This window comes from Breznakia pachnodae (assembly GCF_030814225.1).
Classification (GTDB): domain Bacteria; phylum Bacillota_I; class Bacilli_A; order Erysipelotrichales; family Erysipelotrichaceae; genus Breznakia; species Breznakia pachnodae.
Window position 1 is genome coordinate 124229 of sequence record NZ_JAUSUR010000001.1, and the last position, 25862, is coordinate 150090.

Annotated in this window: 29 protein-coding genes and 1 other annotated feature; of the genes, 1 reads left to right on the forward strand and 28 read right to left on the reverse strand. The window is 33.7% G+C overall.

The window, feature by feature from the left end; genetic code table 11:
- Positions 1–38 precede the first annotated feature (38 nt).
- The 6 genes from J2S15_RS00580 to J2S15_RS00605 form a co-directional block, all read right to left on the reverse strand.
- Positions 39–680: an ABC-2 transporter permease gene (locus J2S15_RS00580; RefSeq protein WP_307404458.1), complete on the reverse strand. Its 642-nt coding sequence runs from the start codon at positions 678–680 to the stop codon at positions 39–41.
- Positions 661–1416, reverse strand: a complete 756-nt coding sequence (locus J2S15_RS00585; protein ID WP_307404460.1) for an ABC transporter ATP-binding protein — start codon at positions 1414–1416, stop codon at positions 661–663. The genes J2S15_RS00580 and J2S15_RS00585 overlap by 20 nt, the downstream gene beginning before the upstream one ends.
- On the reverse strand, positions 1413–1871 hold the full coding sequence (locus tag J2S15_RS00590; RefSeq protein WP_307404462.1) for a helix-turn-helix domain-containing protein: 459 nt from the start codon (positions 1869–1871) through the stop codon (positions 1413–1415). Before J2S15_RS00590 ends, J2S15_RS00585 begins: the two co-directional genes overlap by 4 nt.
- Positions 1872–2005: 134 nt before the next feature.
- The gene (locus J2S15_RS00595) at positions 2006–4624 is read right to left on the reverse strand and encodes a valine--tRNA ligase (protein WP_307406393.1); all 2619 of its coding nucleotides are present in this window, start codon (positions 4622–4624) and stop codon (positions 2006–2008) included.
- A gap of 10 nt (positions 4625–4634) precedes the next feature.
- Positions 4635–5159 carry a GNAT family N-acetyltransferase gene (locus J2S15_RS00600; protein WP_307404464.1) on the reverse strand — a complete coding sequence of 175 codons (525 nt, stop codon included), beginning with the start codon at positions 5157–5159 and terminating at the stop codon, positions 4635–4637.
- Between the two features lie 31 nt (positions 5160–5190).
- Positions 5191–5395, reverse strand: a binding site (T-box leader).
- 36 nt (positions 5396–5431) lie between these two features.
- The gene (locus J2S15_RS00605) at positions 5432–6619 is read right to left on the reverse strand and encodes an FprA family A-type flavoprotein (protein WP_307404466.1); all 1188 of its coding nucleotides are present in this window, start codon (positions 6617–6619) and stop codon (positions 5432–5434) included.
- Between the two features lie 135 nt (positions 6620–6754).
- Here J2S15_RS00605 and J2S15_RS00610 point away from each other — a divergent pair, with 135 nt between their 5' ends.
- The gene (locus J2S15_RS00610; RefSeq protein WP_307404467.1) at positions 6755–7072 is read left to right on the forward strand and encodes a hypothetical protein; all 318 of its coding nucleotides are present in this window, start codon (positions 6755–6757) and stop codon (positions 7070–7072) included.
- Between the two features lie 104 nt (positions 7073–7176).
- On the opposite strand, the gene yihA is transcribed toward J2S15_RS00610, so the two are convergent.
- The 22 genes from yihA to J2S15_RS00720 all read right to left on the reverse strand — a co-directional run bounded on the left by yihA (position 7177) and on the right by J2S15_RS00720 (position 25789).
- On the reverse strand, positions 7177–7758 hold the full coding sequence (gene yihA / locus J2S15_RS00615) for a ribosome biogenesis GTP-binding protein YihA/YsxC (protein WP_307404469.1): 582 nt from the start codon (positions 7756–7758) through the stop codon (positions 7177–7179).
- Positions 7758–10070, reverse strand: coding sequence for an endopeptidase La (gene lon / locus J2S15_RS00620; RefSeq protein WP_307404470.1), 2313 nt, complete (start codon positions 10068–10070; stop codon positions 7758–7760). The genes yihA and lon overlap by 1 nt, the downstream gene beginning before the upstream one ends.
- 203 nt (positions 10071–10273) lie before the next feature.
- Positions 10274–11548 (reverse strand): trigger factor, encoded by a 1275-nt coding sequence (gene tig / locus J2S15_RS00625; protein ID WP_307404472.1) that lies wholly within the window; start codon positions 11546–11548, stop codon positions 10274–10276.
- 27 nt (positions 11549–11575) lie between these two features.
- On the reverse strand, positions 11576–12301 hold the full coding sequence (locus tag J2S15_RS00630; protein WP_307404475.1) for a DUF3196 family protein: 726 nt from the start codon (positions 12299–12301) through the stop codon (positions 11576–11578).
- Positions 12302–12370: 69 nt separating this feature from the next.
- Positions 12371–12784 (reverse strand): NUDIX hydrolase, encoded by a 414-nt coding sequence (locus J2S15_RS00635; protein WP_307404477.1) that lies wholly within the window; start codon positions 12782–12784, stop codon positions 12371–12373.
- The gene (locus J2S15_RS00640) at positions 12784–13245 is read right to left on the reverse strand and encodes a methylated-DNA--[protein]-cysteine S-methyltransferase (protein WP_307404479.1); all 462 of its coding nucleotides are present in this window, start codon (positions 13243–13245) and stop codon (positions 12784–12786) included. Before J2S15_RS00640 ends, J2S15_RS00635 begins: the two co-directional genes overlap by 1 nt.
- A gap of 8 nt (positions 13246–13253) precedes the next feature.
- Complete coding sequence (locus tag J2S15_RS00645; protein ID WP_307404480.1) at positions 13254–13547, reverse strand: MGMT family protein; 294 nt, start codon at positions 13545–13547, stop codon at positions 13254–13256.
- Positions 13548–13555: 8 nt separating this feature from the next.
- Positions 13556–14164 (reverse strand): DNA-3-methyladenine glycosylase family protein, encoded by a 609-nt coding sequence (locus J2S15_RS00650; protein WP_307404482.1) that lies wholly within the window; start codon positions 14162–14164, stop codon positions 13556–13558.
- Positions 14157–14573, reverse strand: a complete 417-nt coding sequence (locus J2S15_RS00655) for a PTS sugar transporter subunit IIB (protein ID WP_307404484.1) — start codon at positions 14571–14573, stop codon at positions 14157–14159. Before J2S15_RS00655 ends, J2S15_RS00650 begins: the two co-directional genes overlap by 8 nt.
- Entirely contained in the window at positions 14570–15208 is a 639-nt protein-coding gene (locus J2S15_RS00660) for a non-canonical purine NTP pyrophosphatase (RefSeq protein WP_307404485.1), read from the reverse strand. Before J2S15_RS00660 ends, J2S15_RS00655 begins: the two co-directional genes overlap by 4 nt.
- A 104-nt stretch (positions 15209–15312) precedes the next feature.
- On the reverse strand, positions 15313–15567 hold the full coding sequence (locus J2S15_RS00665) for a GlsB/YeaQ/YmgE family stress response membrane protein (RefSeq protein WP_307404487.1): 255 nt from the start codon (positions 15565–15567) through the stop codon (positions 15313–15315).
- A 29-nt stretch (positions 15568–15596) separates the two neighbouring features.
- A complete protein-coding gene (locus J2S15_RS00670; protein ID WP_307404489.1) occupies positions 15597–16052 on the reverse strand; it encodes a hypothetical protein in 456 nt (151 codons plus the stop codon).
- Between the two features lie 89 nt (positions 16053–16141).
- Positions 16142–16534, reverse strand: coding sequence for an Asp23/Gls24 family envelope stress response protein (locus tag J2S15_RS00675; RefSeq protein WP_307404491.1), 393 nt, complete (start codon positions 16532–16534; stop codon positions 16142–16144).
- A gap of 5 nt (positions 16535–16539) precedes the next feature.
- Positions 16540–16770, reverse strand: coding sequence for a DUF2273 domain-containing protein (locus tag J2S15_RS00680; RefSeq protein WP_307404493.1), 231 nt, complete (start codon positions 16768–16770; stop codon positions 16540–16542).
- A 1-nt stretch (position 16771) separates the two neighbouring features.
- Positions 16772–17341: an alkaline shock response membrane anchor protein AmaP gene (gene amaP, locus J2S15_RS00685; RefSeq protein ID WP_307404495.1), complete on the reverse strand. Its 570-nt coding sequence runs from the start codon at positions 17339–17341 to the stop codon at positions 16772–16774.
- 155 nt (positions 17342–17496) lie between these two features.
- Positions 17497–18234, reverse strand: coding sequence for a hypothetical protein (locus J2S15_RS00690; RefSeq protein ID WP_307404497.1), 738 nt, complete (start codon positions 18232–18234; stop codon positions 17497–17499).
- Positions 18235–18249: 15 nt separating this feature from the next.
- Positions 18250–19071 carry an endonuclease/exonuclease/phosphatase family protein gene (locus tag J2S15_RS00695; RefSeq protein WP_307404499.1) on the reverse strand — a complete coding sequence of 274 codons (822 nt, stop codon included), beginning with the start codon at positions 19069–19071 and terminating at the stop codon, positions 18250–18252.
- Positions 19072–19219: 148 nt separating this feature from the next.
- Complete coding sequence (locus J2S15_RS00700; RefSeq protein WP_307404501.1) at positions 19220–19531, reverse strand: PTS sugar transporter subunit IIA; 312 nt, start codon at positions 19529–19531, stop codon at positions 19220–19222.
- Positions 19532–19772: 241 nt separating this feature from the next.
- The gene (locus tag J2S15_RS00705; RefSeq protein ID WP_503128505.1) at positions 19773–21674 is read right to left on the reverse strand and encodes an ABC transporter ATP-binding protein; all 1902 of its coding nucleotides are present in this window, start codon (positions 21672–21674) and stop codon (positions 19773–19775) included.
- Positions 21661–23400 carry an ABC transporter ATP-binding protein gene (locus J2S15_RS00710; RefSeq protein WP_307404504.1) on the reverse strand — a complete coding sequence of 580 codons (1740 nt, stop codon included), beginning with the start codon at positions 23398–23400 and terminating at the stop codon, positions 21661–21663. Before J2S15_RS00710 ends, J2S15_RS00705 begins: the two co-directional genes overlap by 14 nt.
- A gap of 205 nt (positions 23401–23605) precedes the next feature.
- Positions 23606–24376, reverse strand: coding sequence for a ChbG/HpnK family deacetylase (locus J2S15_RS00715; protein ID WP_307404506.1), 771 nt, complete (start codon positions 24374–24376; stop codon positions 23606–23608).
- Positions 24377–24379: 3 nt separating this feature from the next.
- Positions 24380–25789: a PTS transporter subunit EIIC gene (locus J2S15_RS00720; RefSeq protein WP_307404508.1), complete on the reverse strand. Its 1410-nt coding sequence runs from the start codon at positions 25787–25789 to the stop codon at positions 24380–24382.
- Between the last annotated feature and the right edge of the window lie 73 nt (positions 25790–25862).

Sequence of the window (25862 nt, forward strand, 5' to 3'; positions counted from 1 at the left end):
CGACATTGCAGTAAGAAAAAGCATCTTAAAATAAGATGCTATAAGTCTACATTTTCAAAATTTTTGACTGACTTTTTATACGTTATCCAAATACTTATCGTAAACACAATGATTCCGACAATTAGTATTGGTAATTGATATATCATATCATTCATCGCAACACTATCAATCCATTGCACAAATGGAATATGTCCTAAACTCTCAATAACTAACATTCCTAAAACAACAGGAATTAGTGCCAATACAAATGATGTCCCCACCTTATAGGCAGTTTTATAAAAACGTGTAAAGAATATATAATTAAACATTGCATAAACAATAAATCCAAATCCATAGAAAGCAATATTTGCGTTTAATCCAACTGCATTCCCTTCACTAAATAAGTGGTAGCGAAGAATGGCAAATGGTACAGATAATAGAAGCTGTCCTAATTCTGCAATTAAGATAAGCATAAACTTCCCTTTGACTACATCACTTTTTTTCACTGGTAATAGTGCTGTATACACTGCATCATTGTTTTCTCTTGCAAACATAAAGGTAATTGCAGGACCAAGCGTTCCATATAAGAAAATAGTACTATATGGATAGGCTGGAACTAATACCAGACAACCAAGTGCTGCAAATATAAATAAATTTGGATGCGCAGCTAAGCGAATTTCTTTATACAATAAATTCTTCATTTCCATCCCTTCTTTCTAAACGAACCATAATCTCTTCCATTCCAACTGTTTCTTCTCCAGATTCTTTCAAATATTGATATTGTTTAATAAACGCTTGTTTATCGCAACTAGTCAGTACTTTTCCTTTTTGAATATACGTGATATCATCTGCACATTTCTCTAAATCGGAAATAATATGTGTTGAAAACAATATACTTCTTGTCTTATCTTTTACTAATGTTTGAAATAGATGTATCAATTCATCTCTTGATACTGGATCCAATCCACTGGTTGGCTCATCAAATATAAGTAACTTTGCCTGATGTGAAAGTGCCAATGTGAGTAGATATTTTACCTTCATTCCATTTGATAATTCTTTTACTTTCTTCTTTTCATCTAATTCAAAGTATTTCATATACTTTTGATAAGTCTTTTCATCCCAATTTTTATAGAAACGTTTTGTAACATTGGTAATTGTCGATAACTTCTTTAGATTATAGAAATCAATTCCACCTAATACTACACCAATTTCCTGCTTCCATTCTTGTTCTTCATTGTAGAAGTCAAAACCTAGTACATCTATTTCTCCTGAGTCTTTCTTTACCATGTTTAATACGGATTTGATAATAGTACTTTTACCCGCACCATTCTTTCCTATTAACCCCATGATTTTACCTTCTTCCATCTCAAAAGAAACATCTTTCAGTTGAAATCCAGTATAACTTTTATTTAGTTGATTAATTCTTAATGCATTCATTCTTCATCATCCTTATCTGTCGCTACATTCTTATTAATCATTGTTGTCAAATGGGTCATATATTTAGCTGGTACTAGTGCAATACCTGCAGTTCCAGGATTTTCATCAGTGAATACGATCAGTTTATCTCCTGCTTTTAAATCAAACATCTCTCGTGTGTCTTTTGGTAAGACTACCTGTCCACGTTCCTGTAATGTAACAAGTCCCATAATATGTTTTCCTTTAGGTCCAATTGGTTGTCCAATTTTTGATTCATCATGATGAAGTAAATCCTCCAGTGCTACATCATATAAATCTGCCAATGCTATGCAATTGATAATATCAGGAAGGGTTTCTCCACTTTCCCATTTTGCAATCGCCTGACGACTTACTCCAATCTTTTCAGCCACATCTTCCTGCGAGTATTTTGCACTCTTTCTTAAATATGTTAAATTCTTTTGAATCATGATTTTCATACTTTTCACACCTTTCATATATTTCGTACTTTTATTGTACAATCATATTTCCATTATCACCACCAACTTTCGATAACATTTTTTGTATGTTTTAGTTGCATAAGAAAAAGAGTGAGAAATCCCCACTCTTTGCATTACTTCTGTAATTCGTTTAAACGGTTGGTTACAATTTCAAATTGTGATTTATAACCTTCCAGTTTTTCTTTTTCAGCATTTACTTTTGCTTCAGGAGCTTTGTTTACAAAGTTAGGATTGGCAAGCATTCCTTCTCCACGTTTAATTTCTTGTTGAAGTTTTGATTGTTCCTGTTTCAAACGTTCAATTTCTTCATCAATATTTACTAGTGCTGCCAAAGGAACCGAAATCGATCCTTGAACAATTGGTCTTACCACCATTTCTTCAGCACTTGCCTGTGCAATCCAGTTGGCACGACACATTTGATTTAGTAATGATGAAATAAATTCATTCACTTCTTCGATGTTTCCTTCACTATCATTAACAATTACGTCAATCTCAGCACTTGGTTTCAACTTATAAGCAGCTTTGATTTCACGTACTGCACTTACCATTGACAACAAACGTTTTACTTCTTCCATTTCTGTATTTGAAATATCTGTAGGTATTACTGTTGGCCATGATTCTAAATTAATACTGTCTTGTGTATGTGGAAGTGATAAATAAATCTCTTCTGATACAAATGGCATAAATGGATGAACCATCTTTAAGATTCCTTCCAGTACTACTAATAATGTAGATTTAGCAGCAAGTTTTACTGCTTCATCTTCACTTTGTAGTTCGGCTTTTGATAATTCAATATACCAGCTACAGAAATCATCCCAGATAAAACTGTATAATTCATTACCAACTAATGCAAATTCATATTTATCCATATTTGCAGTAACGTTTGTTAATGTTTCGTTGAAGCGATTTAAAATCCACTTGTCAATCGTACTTGCATTTGTAAGATCAACATTGCTTACTTCAAATTCATCTCCTAAATGCATCAGTACAAATTTTGAAGCATTATAGATTTTATTAATAAAGTTACTAGAACTTTCTACTTTTTCTTCAATATAACGTAAATCTTGTCCTGGTGTTGAATTTGTTGTTAGGAAGAAACGCATCGCATCACAACCATGTTTTTCAACTACTTCCATTGGGTCTACACCATTCCCCAGTGACTTTGACATCTTACGTCCCTGATCATCACGTACCAATCCATGGATAAGTACATCCTTAAATGGTCTTGAGTCTGTACAATAACGTGCCTGGAACGCCATACGAGCTACCCAGAAGAAGATTATGTCATAACCTGTCACAAGGGTATCATTTGGATAATAACGCTTGTAATCGTCGCTCTCGTGTGGCCAACCTAATGTTGAGAACGGCCATAGTGCACTTGAAAACCAAGTATCTAGTACATCTTCATCTTGTTGCCAGCTATCTAAGTCTTTTGGTGGTTCTTCACCTACATAGATTTCCCCTGTATCTTTGTGATACCAGGCTGGGATTCTGTGTCCCCACCATAATTGTCTTGAAATACACCAGTCTTCAATTTTTTCTAACCATTGGTGAAAGGTGTGCTCAAAACGTTTTGGTGTAAAGTGAATCTTTTCATCTTCGATTTCTTGATTCTTTAATACTTCATCAGCCAGTGGTCTCATTTTAACAAACCATTGTTTTGACAAGTATGGTTCTACTACTGCATCCGTACGTTCTGAGTGACCAACCTGATGCATATGTTTTTTAATCTCTACCAGATTACCTGCTGCTTTGATATCTTCTACCAGTTGTTTACGACAATCAAAACGATCCATGCCTTCATATTTACCACATAAATCATTCATTGTTCCATCTGGATTCATACAAATTGGTTTTGGTAAGTTATACTTTTCTCCAATTGTAAAGTCATTCGGATCATGTGCAGGTGTACACTTCATTACCCCTGTACCAAACTCCACATCAATATAGTCATCTGTTATAATTGGCAGTTTTTCACCATTTGCTGGATTGATTACATGTAATCCAACAACATCTGTATAACGCTTATCATCTGGATGAACTACTACACAAACATCTCCAAACATTGTTTCTGGACGAGTAGTTGCAACATGTAACTTCTGTCCTGTTTCTACTACCTCATATACAAAGGTGTACATTGCACCTTCAATTTCTTTATGAATTACTTCGATATTAGAAAGCGCTGTCTGTGCATCTGGATCCCAGTTAATAATTCGTTCACCTTGATAGATTAATCCATCATTGTATAAATCAACGAATACTTTCTTAACTGCTTCACTTAATCCATCATCAAGGGTGAAACGCTCTCTTGTATAATCCAAAGATAAACCTAGCGTAGCCCACTGTTCACGAATATGTTTTGCATATTCATGTTTCCAGTTCCAAGCATGTTCTAAGAACTTCTCACGTCCTATATCATAGCGAGAGATTCCTTGTTCCTTTAAGCGTTCATCTACCTTTGCCTGTGTCGCGATACCAGCATGATCCATACCCGATACCCATAGTACATCAAATCCCTGCAGACGTTTGTATCTCGCAACGATATCCTGTAATGTCGTATCCCAGGCATGACCTAGATGTAACTTACCAGTTACATTTGGTGGAGGTATCACCATACTGAAGGCTTGCTTACTTTTATCTCCTGCAGTAAAGTAACCTTGTTTTACCCAGTGATCATAATATTTATTTTCGATTTTTATATGATCATATTTTACATCTAACTTGTTTCTCATATCTTTTCCTCTAACTTTCTTCATTTCTTACCACAAATAAGAAATGAGGCATATCGATTCCTCGATAGTGTTTTATATATCTTTTTTCAATGTGCATACCATTACGAATTGCAACATTCATGGAAGCAATATTCGTATCACGAATAATTGAATATACAGCATCTGTTTTTAATACATTGAATGCATAATCTCTACAGCCTCTGGCTGCTTCTGCTGCATAACCCTTATGCCAGTGATTCTTATGGAATAAATAACCAACTTCTAACAATTCCTTACCTTCCACATTCTGGACAGTAATTCCACACTGACCAATCATTTCATCATTCGCTTTTAAGACGACAGCCCATAAACCATGTCCATGTTGTTTGTAACTATCAAGTAACCAATTCATCCAATTTTTTACTTCTTCATCACTGAATGCACCTTCATAAGCATACATGGTTTCTTCATCTTGTAATATTGATGATAATGATGCATAATCATCATTGCTCATCTCTCGTAGATACAAACGTTCAGTTTCAATTAAATGATTCATTTTACCCCCTTAAAAATAAAAAAGCACTCATCCAAAGGACGAATGCTCGTGGTACCACCTTACTTCACGCCTAACAGCGCCTTTAACATGTAACGTATGTGACTCGGATCATCCTACTGTTAGTTCAGACAACCTACTCCTAGACTACCTTCCTTTAATTCGTCCATCTTTTTTCACCAACCAAAGACTCTCTATGTTTCAGATATTAAAGTACTCCTTCTATTCTTCGTATTTATTTCATATTATAACAACATCAAGGTAAATATTCAACCTTAAATCTTGCTAATGAAGTTACGTGCATATGCACGAATCTCTTCTCTTTGTGCATCACTTGGTTTAAACAATACACGATATCCATCATCAACAACTTTCATCCGTTGCTGTTTCAAACGTACCAATAAATTAGGAACGGCTTCTCCACTCCATCCATAGCTACCAAATGCAGATACTTTTTTCACTCCATGATAACCACTAATCATACGATTCATAATATTGTAAATTGGAGGTAGTGCATCAGCAAGTATTGTACATGATCCATATAAAATCGCATCTGCCTGTACCATTTCATCAAATACCATATCATTATCTGTAACTACTAAATCATACATTTCACAATCCATGTTGTTCGCTCTTACTTCTTCACAAATAATTTCAGCAATCTCTTTTGTATATCCATATGCAGTAACATAAGGAATTACAACTTTTACACGCTCATTCTTTACTTCATTCGCAAAGTCAGCATACTTTTGAATTGCATGATCAATCTCTGTATCAATAATCAAACCATGACCTGGTGCAATTAAATCAATATCCAAAGGTTTAATCTTTTCTAACGCCTTTTTGATAAATGGTTTAAATGGACTCATAATCATTGTTGTATAGTATTGGAATGCATCTTCATAATTCGTTCTGTCTTTTACATTCGACAATAACATTTCATCACTTGCATAATGTGCTCCAAATGAATCACAAGTTACAAGCGTTTTATCTTCAACAATATACGTATAAATCGTATCAGGCCAATGCAAGTTCGGTACACTTAAGAATCGTAATGTCTTATTCCCTACCTTTAACTCTTCGTTGTCTTTTACAATCATTGAATTAAAGTTTCCATTTACAATTTCATTTAAGTTACGGTTTGCGGCAAAGCTAGATACAACTGAAATGTTTGGATTCATTTCTAATAGTCGCTGTACTGATCCACTATGATCAGGTTCTGTATGTGAACATACAATATACTTAATATCTTCAATACTTGTTAATTCTTTTACCTTTTCAATATATTGGTCAAAAAACTTCACTTTCACTGTTTCAAATAACACAACACCACTATCTGTCTTCAACAGATAAGAATTGTAAGTAGTTCCATATTCGGTTTCCATTATAATATCAAAAACTTTTAGTTCTCGATCCTGAACCCCAATCCAATAAAAATCATCCTTCAATTTTAAAATATTCATGTTTGTTCTCCTATTTTCGTACATTATAAGTATATAAATTTTTCGTGTGACTTACAAACTGTTTGCTCGCTTTTGAGGCAAATTTTACATTTTATTACCTTTTATGATACAGTAAACGTAAGAAAGGAGGATATTATGTCAAAGGCAAGTATGATTGCTTCTCTACTTCTTGAAGGTAAAACAATTGAAAAGTACAAAGAAGCAGGAAATAGTATGTTGCCGATTCTAAAATCAAATCAGCCTGTAACCTTAGTTCCGGTAAGTGATATTGATTTGAAAGAAAATGATATTGTGTTTTGTAAAGTGAAAGGTAATTATTATACGCATAAAATTACTGGAATCAAAAAACAGAAAGATAATATCAAGTATCAGATTTCCAACAATCATGGATTTATCAATGGTTGGATTAAGAAAGAGAATATTTATGGAATCGTAACAAAGATTTGGAAATAGTATTTCCAGATAACATATGTTTGTATAGTTTAACGGGAAAACAGCAATAGCAGAACAAGGTTCAATTCCTTAAACAAGCACAAAAAAAAGAGGACGTGGTCCTCTTAATATAATGATTCTATTTTTTTCCAAGCTGCATCTACTCCTAATCTAGTTTCGCTAGAGAAAGGAATAATTGATTCAACTGGCAATTCAAGAACTTCACTGATTTTCAGTAGGTTCTTTTTTCTTTCGTTCTTTTTTAGCTTATCAAATTTTGTAGCAATCACAATTGTATTCATCTGATGATAACGAGCAAATTCAATCATCGTAACATCATCTTCTGTTGGTTTATGACGACTATCTACAATTAATACCAACCCAACCTTCTGTTCTCGATTTGCGAAATAATCTTCCATCATGTCGCCAAACTGCATCAGTTGTTTCTTTGAAATATTTGCATATCCATAACCAGGAACATCCACAAACATCAATTCATCATCAATGTTGAAGAAGTTTAATAATCTTGTCTTCCCTGGAGTATTTCCAACATATGCTAATTTCTTACGATTGGTAATTGTATTAATAAAACTTGATTTACCAACGTTACTTCTTCCAGCTAATACAACTTCAGGTAACGTTGTATCTGGCCAAGACTCACGGTCTGGCGCAGATATAACTAATTCACATTTGTTACAGGTTCTCATTATTTTACAAGTGCTGCATTTAACACTTGAGATACATGATCAACTGGAATGAATGTAATACTTTCTTTTACTGTTTCAGGAATATCATCTAAATCTTTAATGTTTGCCTTTGGCATAACGATTGTAGTAATACCTGAACGATGAGCTGCCATTGATTTTTCTTTCAATCCACCAATTGGAAGTACATTACCACGTAATGTAACCTCTCCAGTCATCGCAACATCATTCTTAACTGCTTTGTTGCTAAGTGATGAAATAAGCGCTGTAGTAAGCGTTACACCAGCACTAGGACCATCTTTAGGGACAGCACCTTCTGGTACATGGATGTGAACATCCTGGTTTTCAAACATCTTACTATCGATTTTGTATTTGTCAGCATTTGCTCTAACGTAGTCAAAGGCAATACTAGCACTTTCTTTCATTACATCACCTAATTGTCCAGTAACTACTAACTTACCTTTACCATCGAAGTGGTTAACTTCAATTTGAAGAATATCTCCACCAAATGAAGTGTAAGCAAGTCCAGTAACTGTACCAACTTGGTCTTTGTGTTCTTTCTTACCATAGTCAAAGATTTCTTTTCCTAAGTAAGATTGAATCATTTTCTTAGTTAATGTAATTGATTTCTTTTTATCTTTTAGAATCGCAAGTACACACTTTCTAGCAAGTGCAGCAATTACTCTTTCTAACTGACGTACTCCACTTTCTCTAGTGTAGTATTTAATAATATAAGAAATCATATCATCCTTGATTTTAAATTGGGCTGGTTTTAAACCATTTTCTTTAATTTGCTTTGGAATCAAGTGACGTTTTGCAATTTCAAGTTTTTCAACTTCAGTATAACTTGATAACTGAATAATTTCCAAACGGTCTCTAAGTGCGTGAGGAATGTTATCAAGGTAGTTTGCAGTTGCAATAAACATAACCTTACTTAAATCATATGGTTCTTCCAAGTAGTGATCAGAGAACAATGCATTTTGTTCAGGGTCAAGTACTTCTAACATTGCACTTGATGGATCCCCTTTATAATCAGCACCCATCTTATCGATTTCATCAATAAGGAATACTGGGTTTACTGTCCCTGCTTTTTTCATTCCTTGAATAATTCTACCTGGCATACTTCCTAAATAAGTACGACGGTGACCACGGATTTCTGATTCATCCTTTACACCACCAAGTGAAATCTTAACAAATTCACGATTTAGTGAACGAGCCACTGATTTTGACAATGAAGTTTTCCCAACACCTGGAGGACCTACTAAACAAATAATTGGAGCCTTAAGTGAATCCGTCATTGTTTTAACTGCCAAGTATTCCATGATTCTTTCTTTGATTTTTTCTAAACCATAGTGATCTTCATCAAGAATTTCTTGTGCTCTGTTTAAATCTTCATTATCTTGGCTTTCTTGCCACCAAGGTAAATTTAACAACCAGTCCAAGTAAGTTTTCACAACTCCACTTTCACCTGATGCACTTGGTAACATCTCATAGCGAGATAATTCTTCCAATGCTTTTTCTTTAATTGCTTCTGGATATGGGTTTTCTGCGATCATGCGACGATACTCTTCGGTATCTGATTCACGATCAGCCACATCTCCTAATTCTTCTTTGATTGCACGCAACTTTTCGCGTAAGTAATATTCACGTTGATTTTCGTCCAAACGTTGTTTCACTTTATCGTTAATCAATGTATCTAGTTCATTGATTTGCTTTTCGTTTTCCATTTCCTGAATAATGTATAACAGACGATCATTTACATCTGCTGCTTCAAGAATACGCTGTTTTGATTCAACTGAGAACGGGAAAATTTGTGCAACCTGATCTGCTAAGTGTGTAGCTGAAATTCCCTCAGCTAACTTTGTAATCATGTCTTTTGGTAAATCTTGGTTTAATACTTCAACATTTTCTAACTGACGAGCAATACGACGTACCAATGCCAATTCTTCATTCACATCTGTTTGTACATCTAATATTGGGTCAACACTTCCGAATACCATTTCATCAGTAAACTCAAGACTACTGATTTTTGCTCTTTCCAAACCTTTAAATTTTACTCTTAAATACCCGTCCATATGGCGGATATGTTGTATATGACAAATGGTACCTACTTCATATAGGTCATCCATTCTAGGATCTTCTAAAGCTAAATCTCTTTGAGCAACCAACATTACTTGGCTTTGAAAATGCTCTTGTGCCTCTTCAAGTGCGTATACACTCTTTTTTCTTCCAACATCAATGATAATTTCATTGTTAGGAAAAACAATGACACCACGCGTGCACACTACTGGTAATTCAACCTTTACATTTCCCATAACTGTACCTCCTCTTTAGCACTCTTTTTGCTAGAGTGATAATATATATTTTACACAATATTAGCACTCTGTCAACTGGAGTGATAAGAAATATCAAATTTTTATATTTTAATATCTCTTCTATACTTCTATTATAACGTAAAATGTATGCATAATATCTGCATTTGGGTGAAAAAAGACGCTGCAGCGTCTTTTCTTTTGTATTAAGCTACGCTGTCTTTTACTAATTCAACAGCTTTTTGAAGTCTTAAGTCATAATTTAAAGCATCAGGGTTGATTGCTTCTTTAACTTTGTCCACTTCCATGCCATAACGATTAGCAATTTCTTCGTATTCAACTTCTACATCTTTTTCGCTAATCTCAATTTTTTCTACTTGAGCTATTTTATCCAAAACTAAACGAACATTTACTTTTTGTTTCGCTTCAGGAATCATTTGTTCTTGAAGTTGTTCAGCAGATGTTCCAGTCATTTGGTAATATTGCTCTAATTGGAATCCTTGTTGAGCAAGTCTTCCTGCGAAGTCGTTCATCATTTGAGCAACTTCATCATCGATCATAACTTGTGGGATTACCACTTCTGAGTTTTCAATCAATTTCTCAAGTAAATCGTTTTCAAATTTTCCTTGAGCTGTTTGTTCTTTTTGTTCTTTTAAATTATTCTTTACATATTTTTTGTAGTCTTCAACTGTTTCTACACCTTCTACTTCAGCATCTTTGATTAAGTCATCATTGATTTCTGGAAGTGTCTTTTCTTTAATTTCGTGTACTTTTACTTTGAACACTACTGCTTTTCCAGCTAAGTCTTCTGCACCATAGTTTTCTGGGAATGTTAAATCGATGTCTTTTTCTTCATCAGCTTTCATTCCGATTAGTTGTTCTTCGAATCCTGGAATAAATGATCCTGAACCGATTTCCAGTGGATAGTTTTCACCTTTACCACCTTCGAAAGCAACTCCATCTTTGAATCCTTCAAAATCAATTACAGCTGTATCACCACTTTTGATTTCTCCGCCTTCTTTTACTACTAGTTCACTAAAACGTGTTTGTAGTTGTTCCAATTGTTCGTCTACTTCTTTCGCACTAACACTTACTTTGTCTTTCTTAATTTCAAGACCTTTGTAATCTCCTAGTTTTACCTCAGGTTTTACTGTTACATTGAAGTTCAACATTACTGCTTCCTTAGTTACTTCATCAACACCTAATTCTGGTCTTGCGATAATCCATAAGTCGTGTTCAGTAATTCCTTCTTGTAAAGCGTGTCCAGCAACTTCATCAATTGCTTCCATTAGAATGCTTTGTTCTGACACTTGTTTTTTAGCGATTTCATCAGGAACTTGTCCTTTTCTAAATCCTTTTACTTCAATATCTTTTGCTAGTTTTTTAAACGCCTTTTTTTGCGCTTCTAGCCATTTTTCTCCTTCAACCTTTACTTTTAATTCTCCTTGAGAATTTTCATTTAATTTCCATGTTGAACTCATTTTCTTACCTCCGTAAAGTCAATTTCATTAAATCTCGTACTTATATAATAATAAGTCATAACCCTTGTACATTGCAAGGTTTTTTTCATGAATAAAGCGTTTAAATGCTTCTTCGTCTCCATTTGCCTTATATACATACTCAATAATCGCATAAAGTGCATAATCTAGCTCATCTTCATCTACTGAAAATGGTAATTTCAGATATAATTCTTTCATCAGACTATCCACACACATTCGATAGAATGTTGGATTGTCATTTTCGAAATAATCACTTAATTTCTGCACCATAAGTTTGGTTTCATCACGATCTTGAATTCGCTGTACATAAGTTGGTTTAAATTCAACCATTAACCCTTCATAGTTCAGTTGAATCTCATCACTTACATCTTGTTCCATCAGTGTTTCAATTAAAAGGGTACGAATCAGATAATTTGGTGCTTTCTTCAAGTATGTTTCAACAACATCCAAATAATTTCTAATATTGCTTCCTTTTAATATCTCACAAGCCATACAGGCTTCATCAACACTACCAAACAATAAAGTCTCAATATCTTCTTGATGATACTTTGTTGCCCGCTTTTCAATACTCAATTCCTGTTTACACTCCAAAAACATTTTTTGTAAAGTTTCTTCATGAGTGTACGGTATATAAGGCATATTCAATTCTTCTTTTAAGATTGAATATGCCTCATTGTAGTTTTCTTCTTTCATGAGTGTGTTTACTTTATCAACTAATGTATCATAATAATCCATATTAATTCCTCACATAATAGTATACTAAATAACTATTTCCTTGAACACTGATATGATTGTACTTTGTGTTTATTTGTCATCCAATATCTTAGATTCTTTTACCAATGCTAAGATATGACCTAAATTCCCATCTCCTGCAAACTCTGTAGGATCAAAGAAATTACTGTCACAGGATTTCCAGTACAATGCATTTACTTCTTCCTTTAATTCCACTGGATGCTGTAATTTCCCAACATATACTTCCAAAATGAAATTACTACTATAATAACAAAAATCCATAAAATGATGAAGTACAATCTCTTCTTTTTGTATTCCTGTTTCTTCTAACAGTTCGCGATATGCTGCATCATCACTATCTTCATTATCTTCTACTTTTCCACCTACCAGATTATACAATCCTTTGTATGGCTCTTTTTTACGCAAACATACCAACATATTCTCTTGTGTATGGTCAAATACAGCAATCACATTCAATCTGCGCATCACAGAACTCCTTCTAAGCGCAGCAACTGCTCTTTGATGTCCAATCCACCACCATAACCAACTAGCATACCACTGGCTCCTATGACCCTGTGACAGGGATAGATGATGGCAATAGGATTCTTGTTGTTGGCCATTCCAACAGCACGAAAACCTTTGGGACTACCAATTGCCTCGGCTACATCTTTATAAGTTCTTGTTTCACCATATGGAATTTCAGATAAATAAGTCCACACCTTCTTTTGAAATTCTGTTCCATGTAACTTCATCTTCAAATCAAAGGCTGTTCGTTTCCCATCAAAGTATTCCTTTAACTGTTTCCTTGCATTCTTTAAATTATCAGATGGTTGCTTAACTGCAGTTTCATCTTCACCATCTGCAAACGATACTTCTTCAATCCACCCATCAACTTCTACTATCTTCAGTTTCACAATTGGTGAATCATAATATATTACTTCTCTCATATTCCCTCCTATGGTTTCCATTTATATAACTTCATATCTACTTTCTTATTAGGTTTCAGTTTTACCCCTTCTTCTAACAGTAAGGATTCTTGTTCATCCCAGCCCATGACTAACGTACCATCACTATGAATGACACGATGACATGGATAATCACCAAAGAATTCAGCATTGGATAAAACCTTACCAACTTTTCTGGCATTCTTGGGATATCCTGCAATCTTTGCGATATCCCCATAACTGCTTACCTTGCCTTTGGGTATTTCATTTACTACTTCTAAAATTAAATATGCAAAATCGTCCATCTCACACCTCACTCATGGGATAACTGCCATAAATATATTGAAGCAATTGAGTTATAAGGTGAAAAACGTTTACGACATTCTTCAAACGCTTCTTTCTCAATTGATTCTAGTCCATATAAACGACAGATTCCTCTATGTATTGCCAGATCTTTATAACTAAGAACATCTTTTCGTTGTAAGGAAAAGAGCATAATCATTTCAGCTGACCACTCTCCTATACCCTTAATTGAAGATAATTCCTTAACTACTTGTTGATCTGATAAGTTTTCTAATCCTTCTAAATCCAATTCTTTTGATAATACTTTGCTTGTAATATCTTTAATTGTTTCTGCTTTACGATAACTCAGCCCACAGCCTCGTAACTGCTCCACTGAGAGTTTATTAACCTTTTCTGGAGTAACTTTACCCGCCAACGTTTCAAGTCTCCCATAAATCGTTCTTGCAGCTTTAGAAGACAACAGTTGTCCAACAACTGTATCGACAAGTGCAATATATACATTAGGAGTGATTTTCCGTTTGATAACGCCATAGCGGTCAATTACTTCCGATAAAGATGGACACACAGATTTCAGATACTGCATTTCTGTTTCACCATATTCAAAATAATTATCACTCATCTCTTTCTCCTTTATAGTTGCGATAAGCAACCGTTCTTTTCACATGTAATATATTTTCTTCGCCATCAAAATGAAATGGATTCATTTTCTTTTTGGAAAATTCTTCAATCACATCCTGTGCATCAATTAAAAGTTCCATCGCACTCATTGATCCATAAATCTTCATTGGCATTATATATACCGGAACTTTATCTTTAATATGCTCTTCAATCATATTCTTAACATAATATTGAAGATGAGAACAACACATAATAATATCGTATTGATCCAGTTTATTCTTAACAAGAATAAACGCACTGTAGTCAATGGTTACAGAATTATCCATATTTGCTTCTTGCAGTTCATCTTTCAGTTTTCTAACCAATGCACTTGAAGAAGAACCATTGGTACAACAGATTAATATTTTCATTTACCCAAAAGTCCTTTCTTTACAAATTCTTTCAGCTTATCAATTTCTAATTTCATTTTTATTCTACGCTCTTGCAATTCCTGATCATCTTCAGAAATATCATAATAATATCGAAGTGACTGTTTACTTACTGATATACTATTCAAGGGTTCTCCTTCAACCATTGTCTTATGCTGTTTATCTACTATATAAAAAGAAAATGCTTTACTGTTTTGTGATTGATAAGTAAACGCAATCCCATCTTTATTAACCAGTGCATATCCATCCACGTAATACGCAGATAACTTACCACCATTTATTCGTGCTACTTTCATATAATAATCAATCATTTCATCATCATTTAACGTTTTTCCATTTATTCTTCTTATTTTATCTTTAGGTTGAATTGGATCATCCAATGCAAAGTCTTCAAAATAAAGAGCAGAATCAAATGCAATGCTGGGTAATTGAGTAGCTTTATAAAATGCCTGTGCTTTTAATAGAGCATTTTCTACTGGTGTACTTCCAGTTTCTTTCACATTAACACAAATTTCCAACTCATCAATTGTAACTAATTTCAGTTCATTTTTATCGATTAATTGCTCAAAGTATTTCTTTTTTGATGGATTGTTTGTTGCACACAATAACTTTTTCATAGTATCCCCTAATTTTAACTATTACTATCATACTATTTATTGAAGTTTTTCGAAACCTCAAAACAGAAAAAAAAGCCAAGGAACTTACCTTAGCTTTTCTATAATTAGTTATGTGCTGATTGTCTAAAGAAGAATGAGTAAACAGCAATCGTAATTACTGCACCAATCAATGCTGGTAAGATTGCGAATCCACCGATTAGTGGCCCAAAGTTACCAAACAATGAAGTACCAACCCAACTTCCTAAGAAACCAAAGATAATATTACCAATGATTCCTGCTGGATTTCCTTTACCAACAATTGCACCTGCAATCGCTCCAATTATTCCTCCGACAATTAATGACCATATAAAACTAAACATAAACTATACCTCCCTTTCCGTTCACTTTCCTAGTGTGTAGCTCTTTTAGCTTCGTTTGTAGCTTTTGTAGCTTTCGTCTTTGTATTTTTGGCTGCTTTCTTTGTTTCGTTTTCAGCTTTTGATGCTTTTGTCTTAGCGTCTTTCTTTGTATCTTTCGCTTTCTTTTCTACGTCGTTTTTAGCATCTTTTGCTTTTTTCTCAACGTCGTCCTTAGCACCTTTTGCTTTCTTTTCAACATCGTCCTTAGCATTTTTAGCATCTTTCTTTAGGTCTTCACCTTTTTCTTTTGCTTTACCACTAAGGTCTTCAGCTTTATCAACTACTTTATCTTTTAAATCTTCTGCTTTGTCTCCAGCTTTATCAAATGCATCTTTTACATCATTTGATACTTCTTTACCTTTTGCTTTGGCTTTGTCACCAAATTCTTCTGCTCTGTCGACTACCTTGTCTTTCAAGTCTTTTAATTCTTTTTTTAAGTCTGCCATAATTCTTTTCCTCCTTGAGGACCTTTCCTGTCCTATCTGCCTTTTATATTACCACTTTAAAATTCAAAATCTATTATAATGCTCGAAATCTATTCTTTCTCTTTTTTATAACGTTCATTAAACTCGTCTTCACCAAGAATATTTTCGACATGCATATTTAATTCAATTACATCTAATCCAGTCATTTTCTTTACTGCTTCTGTAGCTTTCTTAACGACTTCATCAAATGCTTTTGCTACATCTACGCCATAACGACATACAACATTTAAATCTAATGCAACTTGTTTTTGACCAACTTCTGCATCAATACCAACTGTATTTTCATCTGCACCAGTTATCTTATCCGTTACATTCTCCATAAAACTGCTATTTAATGGTTGAATACCATCTACCTCTGCTGTAGCTAATCCTACAATTTTCTTAATCACTTGATCATCATAGGTTAAACTCTTATTTACTTCTGTTTCTTTTGCTTTTGCCATTTCCTTTACCTTGCCTTCCTTTTTCTGCCTTTGTTTTTACTACTTGTGTCTAACTTACCATCGAATGCACTTCCAATCACATAACTGATTGTCAGGATGATTACTGTTAGCAATGTCTTCCAAAATCCAAAAAGTAACCATAAAATTAAAACAATTAAGCCTATTCCAATTGAAACGATTCGCCAAAAATATGGCTGAAACTCTTCTGGGAATTTACGATATAAATATACAAACATCTTAAATTACCCTTGGTGGCTTCTTTTTGTTTTGAGCCGTTCTTTCTTCTGGCGTATATTGACTTACTCTTACATTTACTTTGTCAATATCAACACCCAAAGAACCACTGACCACTTCTTTTACTTTGCTAGTTACTTCTTGAGCTAATGTTTCATAATCTACATTTGACAACACTTCTGCATTCACTTTAAGTGTTACCTTCTTATCACTTGGTTTGCCTTGTACATCAACAGCATAACGTTTGATTTCTCTAATTCCATCCAACGCGAACTGCGCAGAAGAAATGATACTTTCATCTGAGATTGTTAAATCACCAGCATCCTTGTGAATTGTAAACTCACGATCTTCCTCTTTTTGAACTACCGTTTTAACGATAAGAACGAATAATAAAATAGCTGTAATTATTAAACTTCCTACTACAATGTATTGAAGCCATTCATTACGCATGATGGTATAAAAGATATTCCAACTTACATCAGGAATTCTAATAAATATCATTGACACAACGACTGCATTCACTAGTAATAGAAATGAAAAAATAACAGCTATCCATTTCAAAATTCTTTTCATAATAGTACCTCCCTTTCCTTTCGTCCTACTAAATTTATAACACTCCTTTCTTTTACTCTCAAACAATATGCATAACTTTTTTTGATAAAAATTCCTATAAAAAATAAAAAAAGACACCTGCCTAGTAAAAGCAGATGTCATGATAACGATTGAGTTTAACTATATCTTTGAAGTGTTTTCACTCCTATAACACTTAGGATTGCTACTACAATTGTAGCTAGTATTGTCTGAATAAATAAGGTGTCTAAGTAATTATTGATTTCCCCTACAAAGGTCATAATGTAGAATACATTCATACCTAATTCTTGTTCTTGAATAAAGTTAGGAAACAGATATATTTGAATTGCTAGAAGTGCAATAATCAAAACAATAAACACTAATATTTGAAAAATACGCTTATACAGTTTTCCAAATCTTCTTACTAATGCAATACTGAAACCTGCCACAAATAAAAGTTGCAGACAAAACATAAATGTATAAACAAACAGTATCATCAACGTTCCGCCCAAGCCATAATTATTGAGTGTATTGTACATTCCATAGATACTCACTCCTCGACTTAAATGTTCAAGAATAAAACTTGTAATATACAAAGAAAGATACATGCATACTAAAATTAATGAAGCATATACAATTTTAGTAATTATTTCTTTTGTAATTGATGTGAATAAACTTGAGCTCAATTTAAATGTTCTTGATACAAATATAAATGTACCACCAATTATAAACACTAAAGACCAGATAAAAAGAAACATTAGAAAAGCAATCATTGGATTAGAGTAGTCGGATGTAAAAAGACTTAAAAGTAGTGAGAACACAATCGGAAATACATAAAAACTTACGAGTAATTTATTCTTTTTTATTAATTGATTCTTTAATATATCAAAATACATAATGTTCTCCCTTCTTTATTTCTCTAAACGAACAACACACCAAAATAAACGATGATCAGAAAATGAGGTATCCGTTACAATAATATCGGTTACTTCTAGATTGTCAGAGTAATAGATATTATCAGTAAATGCGCTTTCACGGAACGTAACAAACGTTCTATCTTTTGTGTTTAAAGATTGAAATCCATCAATTGTATAAATATCTTCAACAAAGAAGTTATTCATATCCCCCATAAAAATAGTGTTTTCTTGGTTTTTCATGATATCAGTGATTGCATCAACCTGGCTATCTCGAATTCCACGATTAAAATAATTCAGATGTGTATTATAAATATGTAAGATTTCTCCATTTACATCAATTTTTGCACCAGCCAGAATTCTAGGCTCCGAAAAGGTTCCTGCTGGCAGTTCAGTAGATGTCACTTCTAAGATAGGATACTTACTGATAATACCTAGACCATAAGAGCCATCGAATAACCACATACTTTCATAAAAATAATAGTATTCATATCCAGCACCTTCTGCCATTTCTTTTACCATATCCATATCATTGGAACGCCCAGCATTCTGATCCACTTCCTGTAAAGCAATAATATCTAAATCTAATCCTTCGATATCATTGATAAATTTATCTAAATCGCTACCATTGTTTAATAACTTTACATTATAAGTTGCGATATTAAGAGTTTCTGGAACTTCTTGATTAGATACTTCTTGATCTTGGATTGTGATTGTATAATCTCGATCACGATATCGCCAGAAACAAAACAATAGAAATGATGTCATAAATACAATTACAAAGCTTATTATCAGTATTATTTTTGTTTTCTTTTTCATGAGCCCTCCATCTCTATAGTTAAACATATATAACTTAATGTTTATTTTATCATAGATTTTATATGTTTCTAAGTATACTACTTGAAGTACACTATAAGTCAAGAAAAAAACTACATAAATTTATGCAGTTTTATCATACTTTAATAATTTAATTTCCTATTTTTTTATAAAGGTCAATAAACTCACTAGCAATAATTTTAAATGCATCCGCACTCATTAGCTGGTCTTCTGCATGAACTAACAGTAAGTTAATCTCTGTTGGTTTATCATCTGCCTCCTGTTGAATTAATTCTACATGTGCACGATGTCCTTCAACAAAATTTCTGTCCCCTTCTTCCATCATTCGCTTTGCACCTTCCATATCCCCTGCTTTGGCTAACTGCACTGCTTCAATATACAAACTTCTGGCAGTCCCTACTGATGCAATGATTTTAAATGATACTAATTCTAGTCCTTTCATATTACCTCCCAATCTATCTTTCTCATCTTTTTATAACTCTATATTTATCTACTTCCCTAGTATCACACGTTATTATCGAAGAATCAACAATTTATTCAATTGGTAAATATTAAACGCATCCACCCACATGTTTACAACTACTTTTGGTTTCATGTTCCCCTCCTATTAACAGCATTATTGTATCATGTAACTTATTAATAAAACAAAAAAACAGACAACCTTTCGATTATCTGTTTGACGATTATTCTAATTCAAATGCTCCAGTATATAACTGATAGTATTTTCCTTTTTCCTCAATCAGTTGGTCGTGTGAACCACGTTCAATGACTACTCCATGGTCCAATACCATAATTACATCAGAGTTCTTTACTGTTGATAGACGGTGAGCAATTACAAATACAGTTCTTCCTACCATTAACGCATCCATTCCTTGCTGAATGATTTGCTCTGTACGAGTATCAATTGATGATGTTGCTTCATCCAATATCATAACTGGTGGATCCGCAATTGCAGCACGTGCAATTGACAGCAATTGTCGTTGCCCTTGTGAAAGACTTTCTCCACTTCCATCAATTTGGGTGTTATAACCTTCTGGCAAGCGAGTAATGAAATCGTGTGCTCCTGCTAATTTAGCTGCAATGATACATTCATCATCTGTCGCATCTAAACGACCATAACGAATATTATTAATAACTGAATCCGAAAACAAATTAGTATCCTGCAATACAATTCCCAAAGAACGCCTTAGCGAGCTCTTTTGGATTTTATTGATATTGATTCCATCATAGCGAATCTTACCGTCCTGGATATCGTAGAAACGATTCAGCAAGTTGGTAATTGTTGTTTTCCCTGCACCAGTAGCACCAACAAAGGCAACCTTCTGCCCAGGTTGTGCAAACAATGAAATATCATGCAGAATTGGTTTTCCAGGAACATATGAGAAATCAACATCTTCCAAGCGCACGTCACCAGCTAATTTTGTATAAGTAGTTGTTCCATCTTCATGGGGATGTTTCCATGCCCATATTCCTGTTCGTTGCGGTTGTTCGATTAGTTTACCATCTTCTTCAGTTACATTTACCAAAGTTACATAACCATCATCAACTTCTGGTTCAACATCAAGCAACGTAAAGATACGTCCTGCTCCTGCAAGTCCAGTAACAACTGCATTAATCTGTTGAGACACCTGGTTAATATTTCCAGCAAACTGTTTTGTCATGTTCAGGAATGGAACGACAATACTAATGCTAAACGCAAGTCCAGAAATACTAAAGTTAGGTACATTGAATAATAACAATGCACTACCTACAATCGTTACTACAACATAAATAACATTTCCAATGTTATTTAATATTGGACCTAGAGTATTTGCATAGCGATTCGCTTTTTCTGACTCTTTAAATAGTTGTTCATTTAATTCATCAAATGCTTTTTCACTTTCTTCTTCGTGGCAGAATACTTTTACTACTTTCTGACCATGCATCATTTCTTCTATAAAACCTTCTTCTTTGGCTAATGAAGTCTGTTGACGAATAAAGTACTTTGATGCTCCTCCACCAACTCTTCTAACTACCTTCAACATAACAAATACACCAACTAATACTACAAGCATTAACCATACACTATAGTAAATCATAATGATAAAGATAGTTAATACGGTTACTCCCGAAATCAATAGTTGAGGTAAACTTTGTGATATCAATTGCCTTAAGGTATCTATATCATTCGTATAATAACTCATGATATCTCCATGATTATTTTGGTCAAAATAAGAAATTGGTAACTTCTGCATTGAATCAAACATATTGATACGAAGTTTACGCAGTGATCCCTGCGTAATGATCGCCATCATTTGATTATACGCAAATCCAGAGATTAATGATAATACATAGAATGTTGCTAAAATGCTTACAAATCCTAGAATCTGAGTACTTACACCATTCCAGTCTCCACTTTGCCAACTACTTTCAATAAGCGAAATTACATTCTGCATAAATATTGCAGGTATAGAACTTGCAACTGCATTAAAAATAATAAAGAACAGGGTCAATGGGACCATAACTGGATAAAAACGAACAAGCATTTTCAACAATCTTATAACGGTTCCTTTTTTGTTTATTTCGCCTGGATTATTCATCATCATCCCCCCTATTCTGTGAATTGTATACTTCTTGATAGATATCACTTGTCTTCATTAAATCTTCATGACTACCAATCGATTGAATCTTTCCACCATCCATAACAATAATACGATCACAATCTTCTACTGAAGATGTTCTTTGTGCAATAATAATTTTTGTTGTTTCTGGAAGAAAATCATTCATCCCTTTACGAATTAATGCATCTGTCTTTGTATCAACAGCACTAGTAGAGTCATCAAGAATCAAAATTTTTGGACGTTTCAATAATGCTCTAGCAATACACAAACGTTGTTTCTGTCCACCAGAAACATTGGTACCACCTTGTTCAATATAAGTGTCATATCCTTCTGGAAACAAATCAATAAACTCTTGTGCCTGTGCTAATTCACACGCCTCTTTAATTTGTGCATCTGTTGCTTCTTTATTACCCCACTGTAAGTTTTCTCTGATGGTACCAGAGAACAATACATTCTTTTGTAATACCATTGCAACCTGATTACGTAAAACTTCCAAGTCATATTTCTGTACATCTTCACCACCAACACATAACGTTCCATCACTAACATCATATAATCGAGGGATTAGTTGTACTAATGTTGATTTTGATGATCCAGTACCACCAATAATTCCAATCGTTTCTCCTGAACGTATATCTAAATCAATATTCGCAAGGGCTCTACGATCAGCATTTTCATCATATTTAAAACTAACATTCTCAAAACGAATGCTTCCATCTTTTACTTCCATTAATGGTTGTTCAGGGTCGTGTAATGTACTTTTTTCATTCAATACTTGTACAATTCGCTTTCCTGATTCTCCAGCTAATGCAATTACAACAAATACCATTGATAGCATCATTAAACTGTTAAGAATCATAAAACTATAAGTTAGTAATGCTGAGAATTGTCCCACATCTAAATCCATACCTCTACTTGTAATGATAGTATAAGATCCATACGATAATACAAAGATCATTACTGCATAAATACAGAACTGCATAATTGGACTGTTTAATGCCAATATTTGCTCTGCCTTTGTAAAGTCTTTACTAACATCAGTAGCAGCTGCATTAAATTTATTACTTTCATAATCTTCACGTACATATGATTTTACTACGCGCATTGCTTTCACATTCTCTTGAACAGAATTATTTAAGTTGTCATATTTTGTAAATACCTTCTTAAATAGTGGGAATGTCTTGTAAATTACAATCGCCAATGCAACACCTAAAATAGGAACAACAACCAAGAAAATCATTGCCATTCTTCCACCCATTATAAATGCCATTGAAAATGCAAATATCAACATTAACGGTGCCCGAATTGCTGTACGAATAATCATCATATATGCCTGTTGCACATTGGTAATATCTGTTGTCAAACGAGTAACAAGTGAAGAATTAGAAAAACGGTCAATATTTTCAAATGAATAGTCCTGAATTGCATAGAACATATCTTTTCTTAAGTTTTTCGCTAATCCACACGATGCACTTGCACATCGATATCCTGCCAATGTTCCAAACAATAAGGATAACATTGCTAGAATAACAAGTATTACTCCATAAAAAAGAATTGTGCTGAATTCTGCTTCTGCTTTAATTAGATTTACTAAATTCGCAATTAAAAAAGGGATGATACATTCGATCACCACTTCTATAGAAACAAATACTGGCGACATAATTGAATCTTTCTTATATTCTCGAATACTTTTTGAAATTGTCTTTATCATAAGATTCCCCCTTCACTAAAATTTCATAACTACTATTTCAATATTTCACTAATAGCAATTATGACATAATATCACAAAAACATGAACTCAATCAAACGTTTTTTTACTAAACATTAACAAAACTCAAATTAACATAAATCAGTAACTATATTACCTATCAAGAAAAGAGCTGACAGTTATTAACTGTAGCTCTCCTTTTCATAATCTAACCTTTTAATGGTATTTGTGAATATGTTACTAACTCGATGTCGTTTGCTTTAATCCAGTCTTTTAATTCATCACACATAAAGTTGTATGCATCATTACATCTTGCATTGGTTAATGATGATAACTGCATTAATTCATAATCTACATATCCTGGATGTGCAGCTAACTCATAAATATCATCACTCTTTAACATATCATCATTAAAGAAATTGATAATATCTTCTGGCTCAATTGGAATTGACCAATCTTCTTTCATAATTAAACACATATTAGGAATTACATAGTCACTGTCTGGATGATTTCCTTGCGGTAATGTAAAGAACCTTCGGACTGGCAACTGATGTTTCTTCGCCAGTTGTAACTGGATTGCTTCGGCACCAGGAATCATTTCAATTCCGTGATGCGAATTAATATGCGTTGGCAGTTGTCCTGTTAACTCCACAAAGTAATCAAACTGTGCTGTAACTTCTTTTCTTATCTCTTCAGGATCTACAACCGCATCCTTATTCATTGCATCTTTGTTCAAATTTCCATCTGCATTTACAAGTGTTTTCAAATCTTTTGTTAGTGGTTTTCCTACTGTAAGATTCAAATGAATACCAACACTTAAGTCAGGATATTCTTTCATTAATTCTACAGCATGTGGAAATCCTGGCATATTTGTCATCATACTTGTAGATGTCAGAAAGCCATATTTATAACAATCAATAATCGCATAATTACATGCTCTTGTAATTCCAAAGTCATCACCATTCACAATTAATTTCATAGGTTATAACACTCCTTCGTTATTTCTTACCTCTAAATCTTTTTTACTAAATCCAAAAAAGTATGTAAGAACTGCTGTTCCAATCAATCCTATTGCTGATGCAATTATACCATTGATTAGGTTAGTTGTACCACCACCAACATATCCTAGAACCGCTAAGAAGTTAGTAGCTCCAAGTACATACGTTGCAACACCAGTAATACCTGCATATAATCCACCAACAAATCCACCAATCGCCATCGCAATAAATGGTTTTTTATATTTCATTCCAATTCCATACAACGCTGGCTCGGTAACGCCACCTACAATTCCGGAAATAAAATATCCCAAACTTAATGATTTTTCATTTTTATCTTTTAATTTGAAGAATGCTCCTAATGCCATTCCAAAACATGACCAAGTAGCAATTCCACCAGCTACTAAAATACAAGATTCAGATCCTTGTTGCATAATGATTGTGATACCAGTTACGATTACTACTGAATGCATTCCAGTCATTACTAAGAATTCCCATAATGCCGCAATTACAGCAACAGCAATAAACCCTCCATTGTTACTGAACCACACTAATGCTTCACCAACATAATCCCCAACAAATCCTCCTAATGGAGCCAGTGCACATAATCCAACTGGAACCATTACTGCTGCAGTTAGGAATGGCACAAAGATTGTTGATAATGTAGTAGGAACAATCTTTTTAAAGAAACGTTCAACATATGACATCACCCATACAATTAATAGTATAGGCACCAAAGTTTGCCCATAGTTATTTACAACTGTTGGAATCCCATAAACAGTGAATGAAACCCCAATATTTGCTAGTTCTACAAAAGCTGGAACTACTAATATACAACCCATATACATCCCAAGTACTGGTGTAACTCCAAGCGTTTTTGCTGCTGTATAACCTAGATAAATTGGCATGAAGTAGAACCCTGCGTCATACAGGAAACTAAGTAATATATACATATCACTTTCAACCCCAAATACATTTAGCATGTCTGGTCCAAAAATTACTAATACCGTTTTAAACATTGCTGCTGTAATCATTACCGGAATAAAGGAAGACAGTGAACTAGATAAATAATTTAATATCTTTCCTCCAACATTTTTTAATGTTAATGGTTCTTTATCTAAGTTTTCATCTAATCCCGCAGTTTTAGCAAATCCTCCTAGATCACAGATTTCACTATATACTTTATCTACATTCTGACCAACAATTACTTGTAATTGTCCACCAACAATCTGACAGCCCATAATACCATCAACTTTTTTAATATCATCTACATTCACAAGACTTTGATCTTTTAAAGTAAACCTAAGTCTTGTCATACAGTGCAATACACTTGTTACATTTTCTTTACCACCAACTGCACTTAGCACATCTTCTGCTATTTTTTTATTTTTATCCATATATTTTTCCTCTTTTTGTTTTTACTTTTATATGCAAACAATATATGCGCGCTTATATATTGGTATTGCCAAA

What these genes read in the sequence shown, in the direction of transcription:
- J2S15_RS00580 (WP_307404458.1), bottom strand. Translation starts at nt 680, where the DNA reads ATGAAGAATTTATTGTATAAAGAAATTCGCTTAGCTGCGCATCCAAAT.
- J2S15_RS00585 (WP_307404460.1), bottom strand. Translation starts at nt 1,416, where the DNA reads ATGAATGCATTAAGAATTAATCAACTAAATAAAAGTTATACTGGATTT.
- J2S15_RS00590 (WP_307404462.1), bottom strand. Translation starts at nt 1,871, where the DNA reads ATGAAAATCATGATTCAAAAGAATTTAACATATTTAAGAAAGAGTGCA.
- J2S15_RS00595 (WP_307406393.1), bottom strand. Translation starts at nt 4,624, where the DNA reads ATGAGAAACAAGTTAGATGTAAAATATGATCATATAAAAATCGAAAAT.
- J2S15_RS00600 (WP_307404464.1), bottom strand. Translation starts at nt 5,159, where the DNA reads ATGAATCATTTAATTGAAACTGAACGTTTGTATCTACGAGAGATGAGC.
- J2S15_RS00605 (WP_307404466.1), bottom strand. Translation starts at nt 6,619, where the DNA reads ATGAATATTTTAAAATTGAAGGATGATTTTTATTGGATTGGGGTTCAG.
- J2S15_RS00610 (WP_307404467.1), top strand. Translation starts at nt 6,755, where the DNA reads ATGTCAAAGGCAAGTATGATTGCTTCTCTACTTCTTGAAGGTAAAACA.
- yihA (WP_307404469.1), bottom strand. Translation starts at nt 7,758, where the DNA reads ATGAGAACCTGTAACAAATGTGAATTAGTTATATCTGCGCCAGACCGT.
- lon (WP_307404470.1), bottom strand. Translation starts at nt 10,070, where the DNA reads ATGGGAAATGTAAAGGTTGAATTACCAGTAGTGTGCACGCGTGGTGTC.
- tig (WP_307404472.1), bottom strand. Translation starts at nt 11,548, where the DNA reads ATGAGTTCAACATGGAAATTAAATGAAAATTCTCAAGGAGAATTAAAA.
- J2S15_RS00630 (WP_307404475.1), bottom strand. Translation starts at nt 12,301, where the DNA reads ATGGATTATTATGATACATTAGTTGATAAAGTAAACACACTCATGAAA.
- J2S15_RS00635 (WP_307404477.1), bottom strand. Translation starts at nt 12,784, where the DNA reads ATGCGCAGATTGAATGTGATTGCTGTATTTGACCATACACAAGAGAAT.
- J2S15_RS00640 (WP_307404479.1), bottom strand. Translation starts at nt 13,245, where the DNA reads ATGAGAGAAGTAATATATTATGATTCACCAATTGTGAAACTGAAGATA.
- J2S15_RS00645 (WP_307404480.1), bottom strand. Translation starts at nt 13,547, where the DNA reads ATGGACGATTTTGCATATTTAATTTTAGAAGTAGTAAATGAAATACCC.
- J2S15_RS00650 (WP_307404482.1), bottom strand. Translation starts at nt 14,164, where the DNA reads ATGAGTGATAATTATTTTGAATATGGTGAAACAGAAATGCAGTATCTG.
- J2S15_RS00655 (WP_307404484.1), bottom strand. Translation starts at nt 14,573, where the DNA reads ATGAAAATATTAATCTGTTGTACCAATGGTTCTTCTTCAAGTGCATTG.
- J2S15_RS00660 (WP_307404485.1), bottom strand. Translation starts at nt 15,208, where the DNA reads ATGAAAAAGTTATTGTGTGCAACAAACAATCCATCAAAAAAGAAATAC.
- J2S15_RS00665 (WP_307404487.1), bottom strand. Translation starts at nt 15,567, where the DNA reads ATGTTTAGTTTTATATGGTCATTAATTGTCGGAGGAATAATTGGAGCG.
- J2S15_RS00670 (WP_307404489.1), bottom strand. Translation starts at nt 16,052, where the DNA reads ATGGCAGACTTAAAAAAAGAATTAAAAGACTTGAAAGACAAGGTAGTC.
- J2S15_RS00675 (WP_307404491.1), bottom strand. Translation starts at nt 16,534, where the DNA reads ATGGCAAAAGCAAAAGAAACAGAAGTAAATAAGAGTTTAACCTATGAT.
- J2S15_RS00680 (WP_307404493.1), bottom strand. Translation starts at nt 16,770, where the DNA reads ATGTTTGTATATTTATATCGTAAATTCCCAGAAGAGTTTCAGCCATAT.
- amaP (WP_307404495.1), bottom strand. Translation starts at nt 17,341, where the DNA reads ATGAAAAGAATTTTGAAATGGATAGCTGTTATTTTTTCATTTCTATTA.
- J2S15_RS00690 (WP_307404497.1), bottom strand. Translation starts at nt 18,234, where the DNA reads ATGTATTTTGATATATTAAAGAATCAATTAATAAAAAAGAATAAATTA.
- J2S15_RS00695 (WP_307404499.1), bottom strand. Translation starts at nt 19,071, where the DNA reads ATGAAAAAGAAAACAAAAATAATACTGATAATAAGCTTTGTAATTGTA.
- J2S15_RS00700 (WP_307404501.1), bottom strand. Translation starts at nt 19,531, where the DNA reads ATGAAAGGACTAGAATTAGTATCATTTAAAATCATTGCATCAGTAGGG.
- J2S15_RS00705 (WP_503128505.1), bottom strand. Translation starts at nt 21,674, where the DNA reads ATGATGATGAATAATCCAGGCGAAATAAACAAAAAAGGAACCGTTATA.
- J2S15_RS00710 (WP_307404504.1), bottom strand. Translation starts at nt 23,400, where the DNA reads ATGATAAAGACAATTTCAAAAAGTATTCGAGAATATAAGAAAGATTCA.
- J2S15_RS00715 (WP_307404506.1), bottom strand. Translation starts at nt 24,376, where the DNA reads ATGAAATTAATTGTGAATGGTGATGACTTTGGAATTACAAGAGCATGT.
- J2S15_RS00720 (WP_307404508.1), bottom strand. Translation starts at nt 25,789, where the DNA reads ATGGATAAAAATAAAAAAATAGCAGAAGATGTGCTAAGTGCAGTTGGT.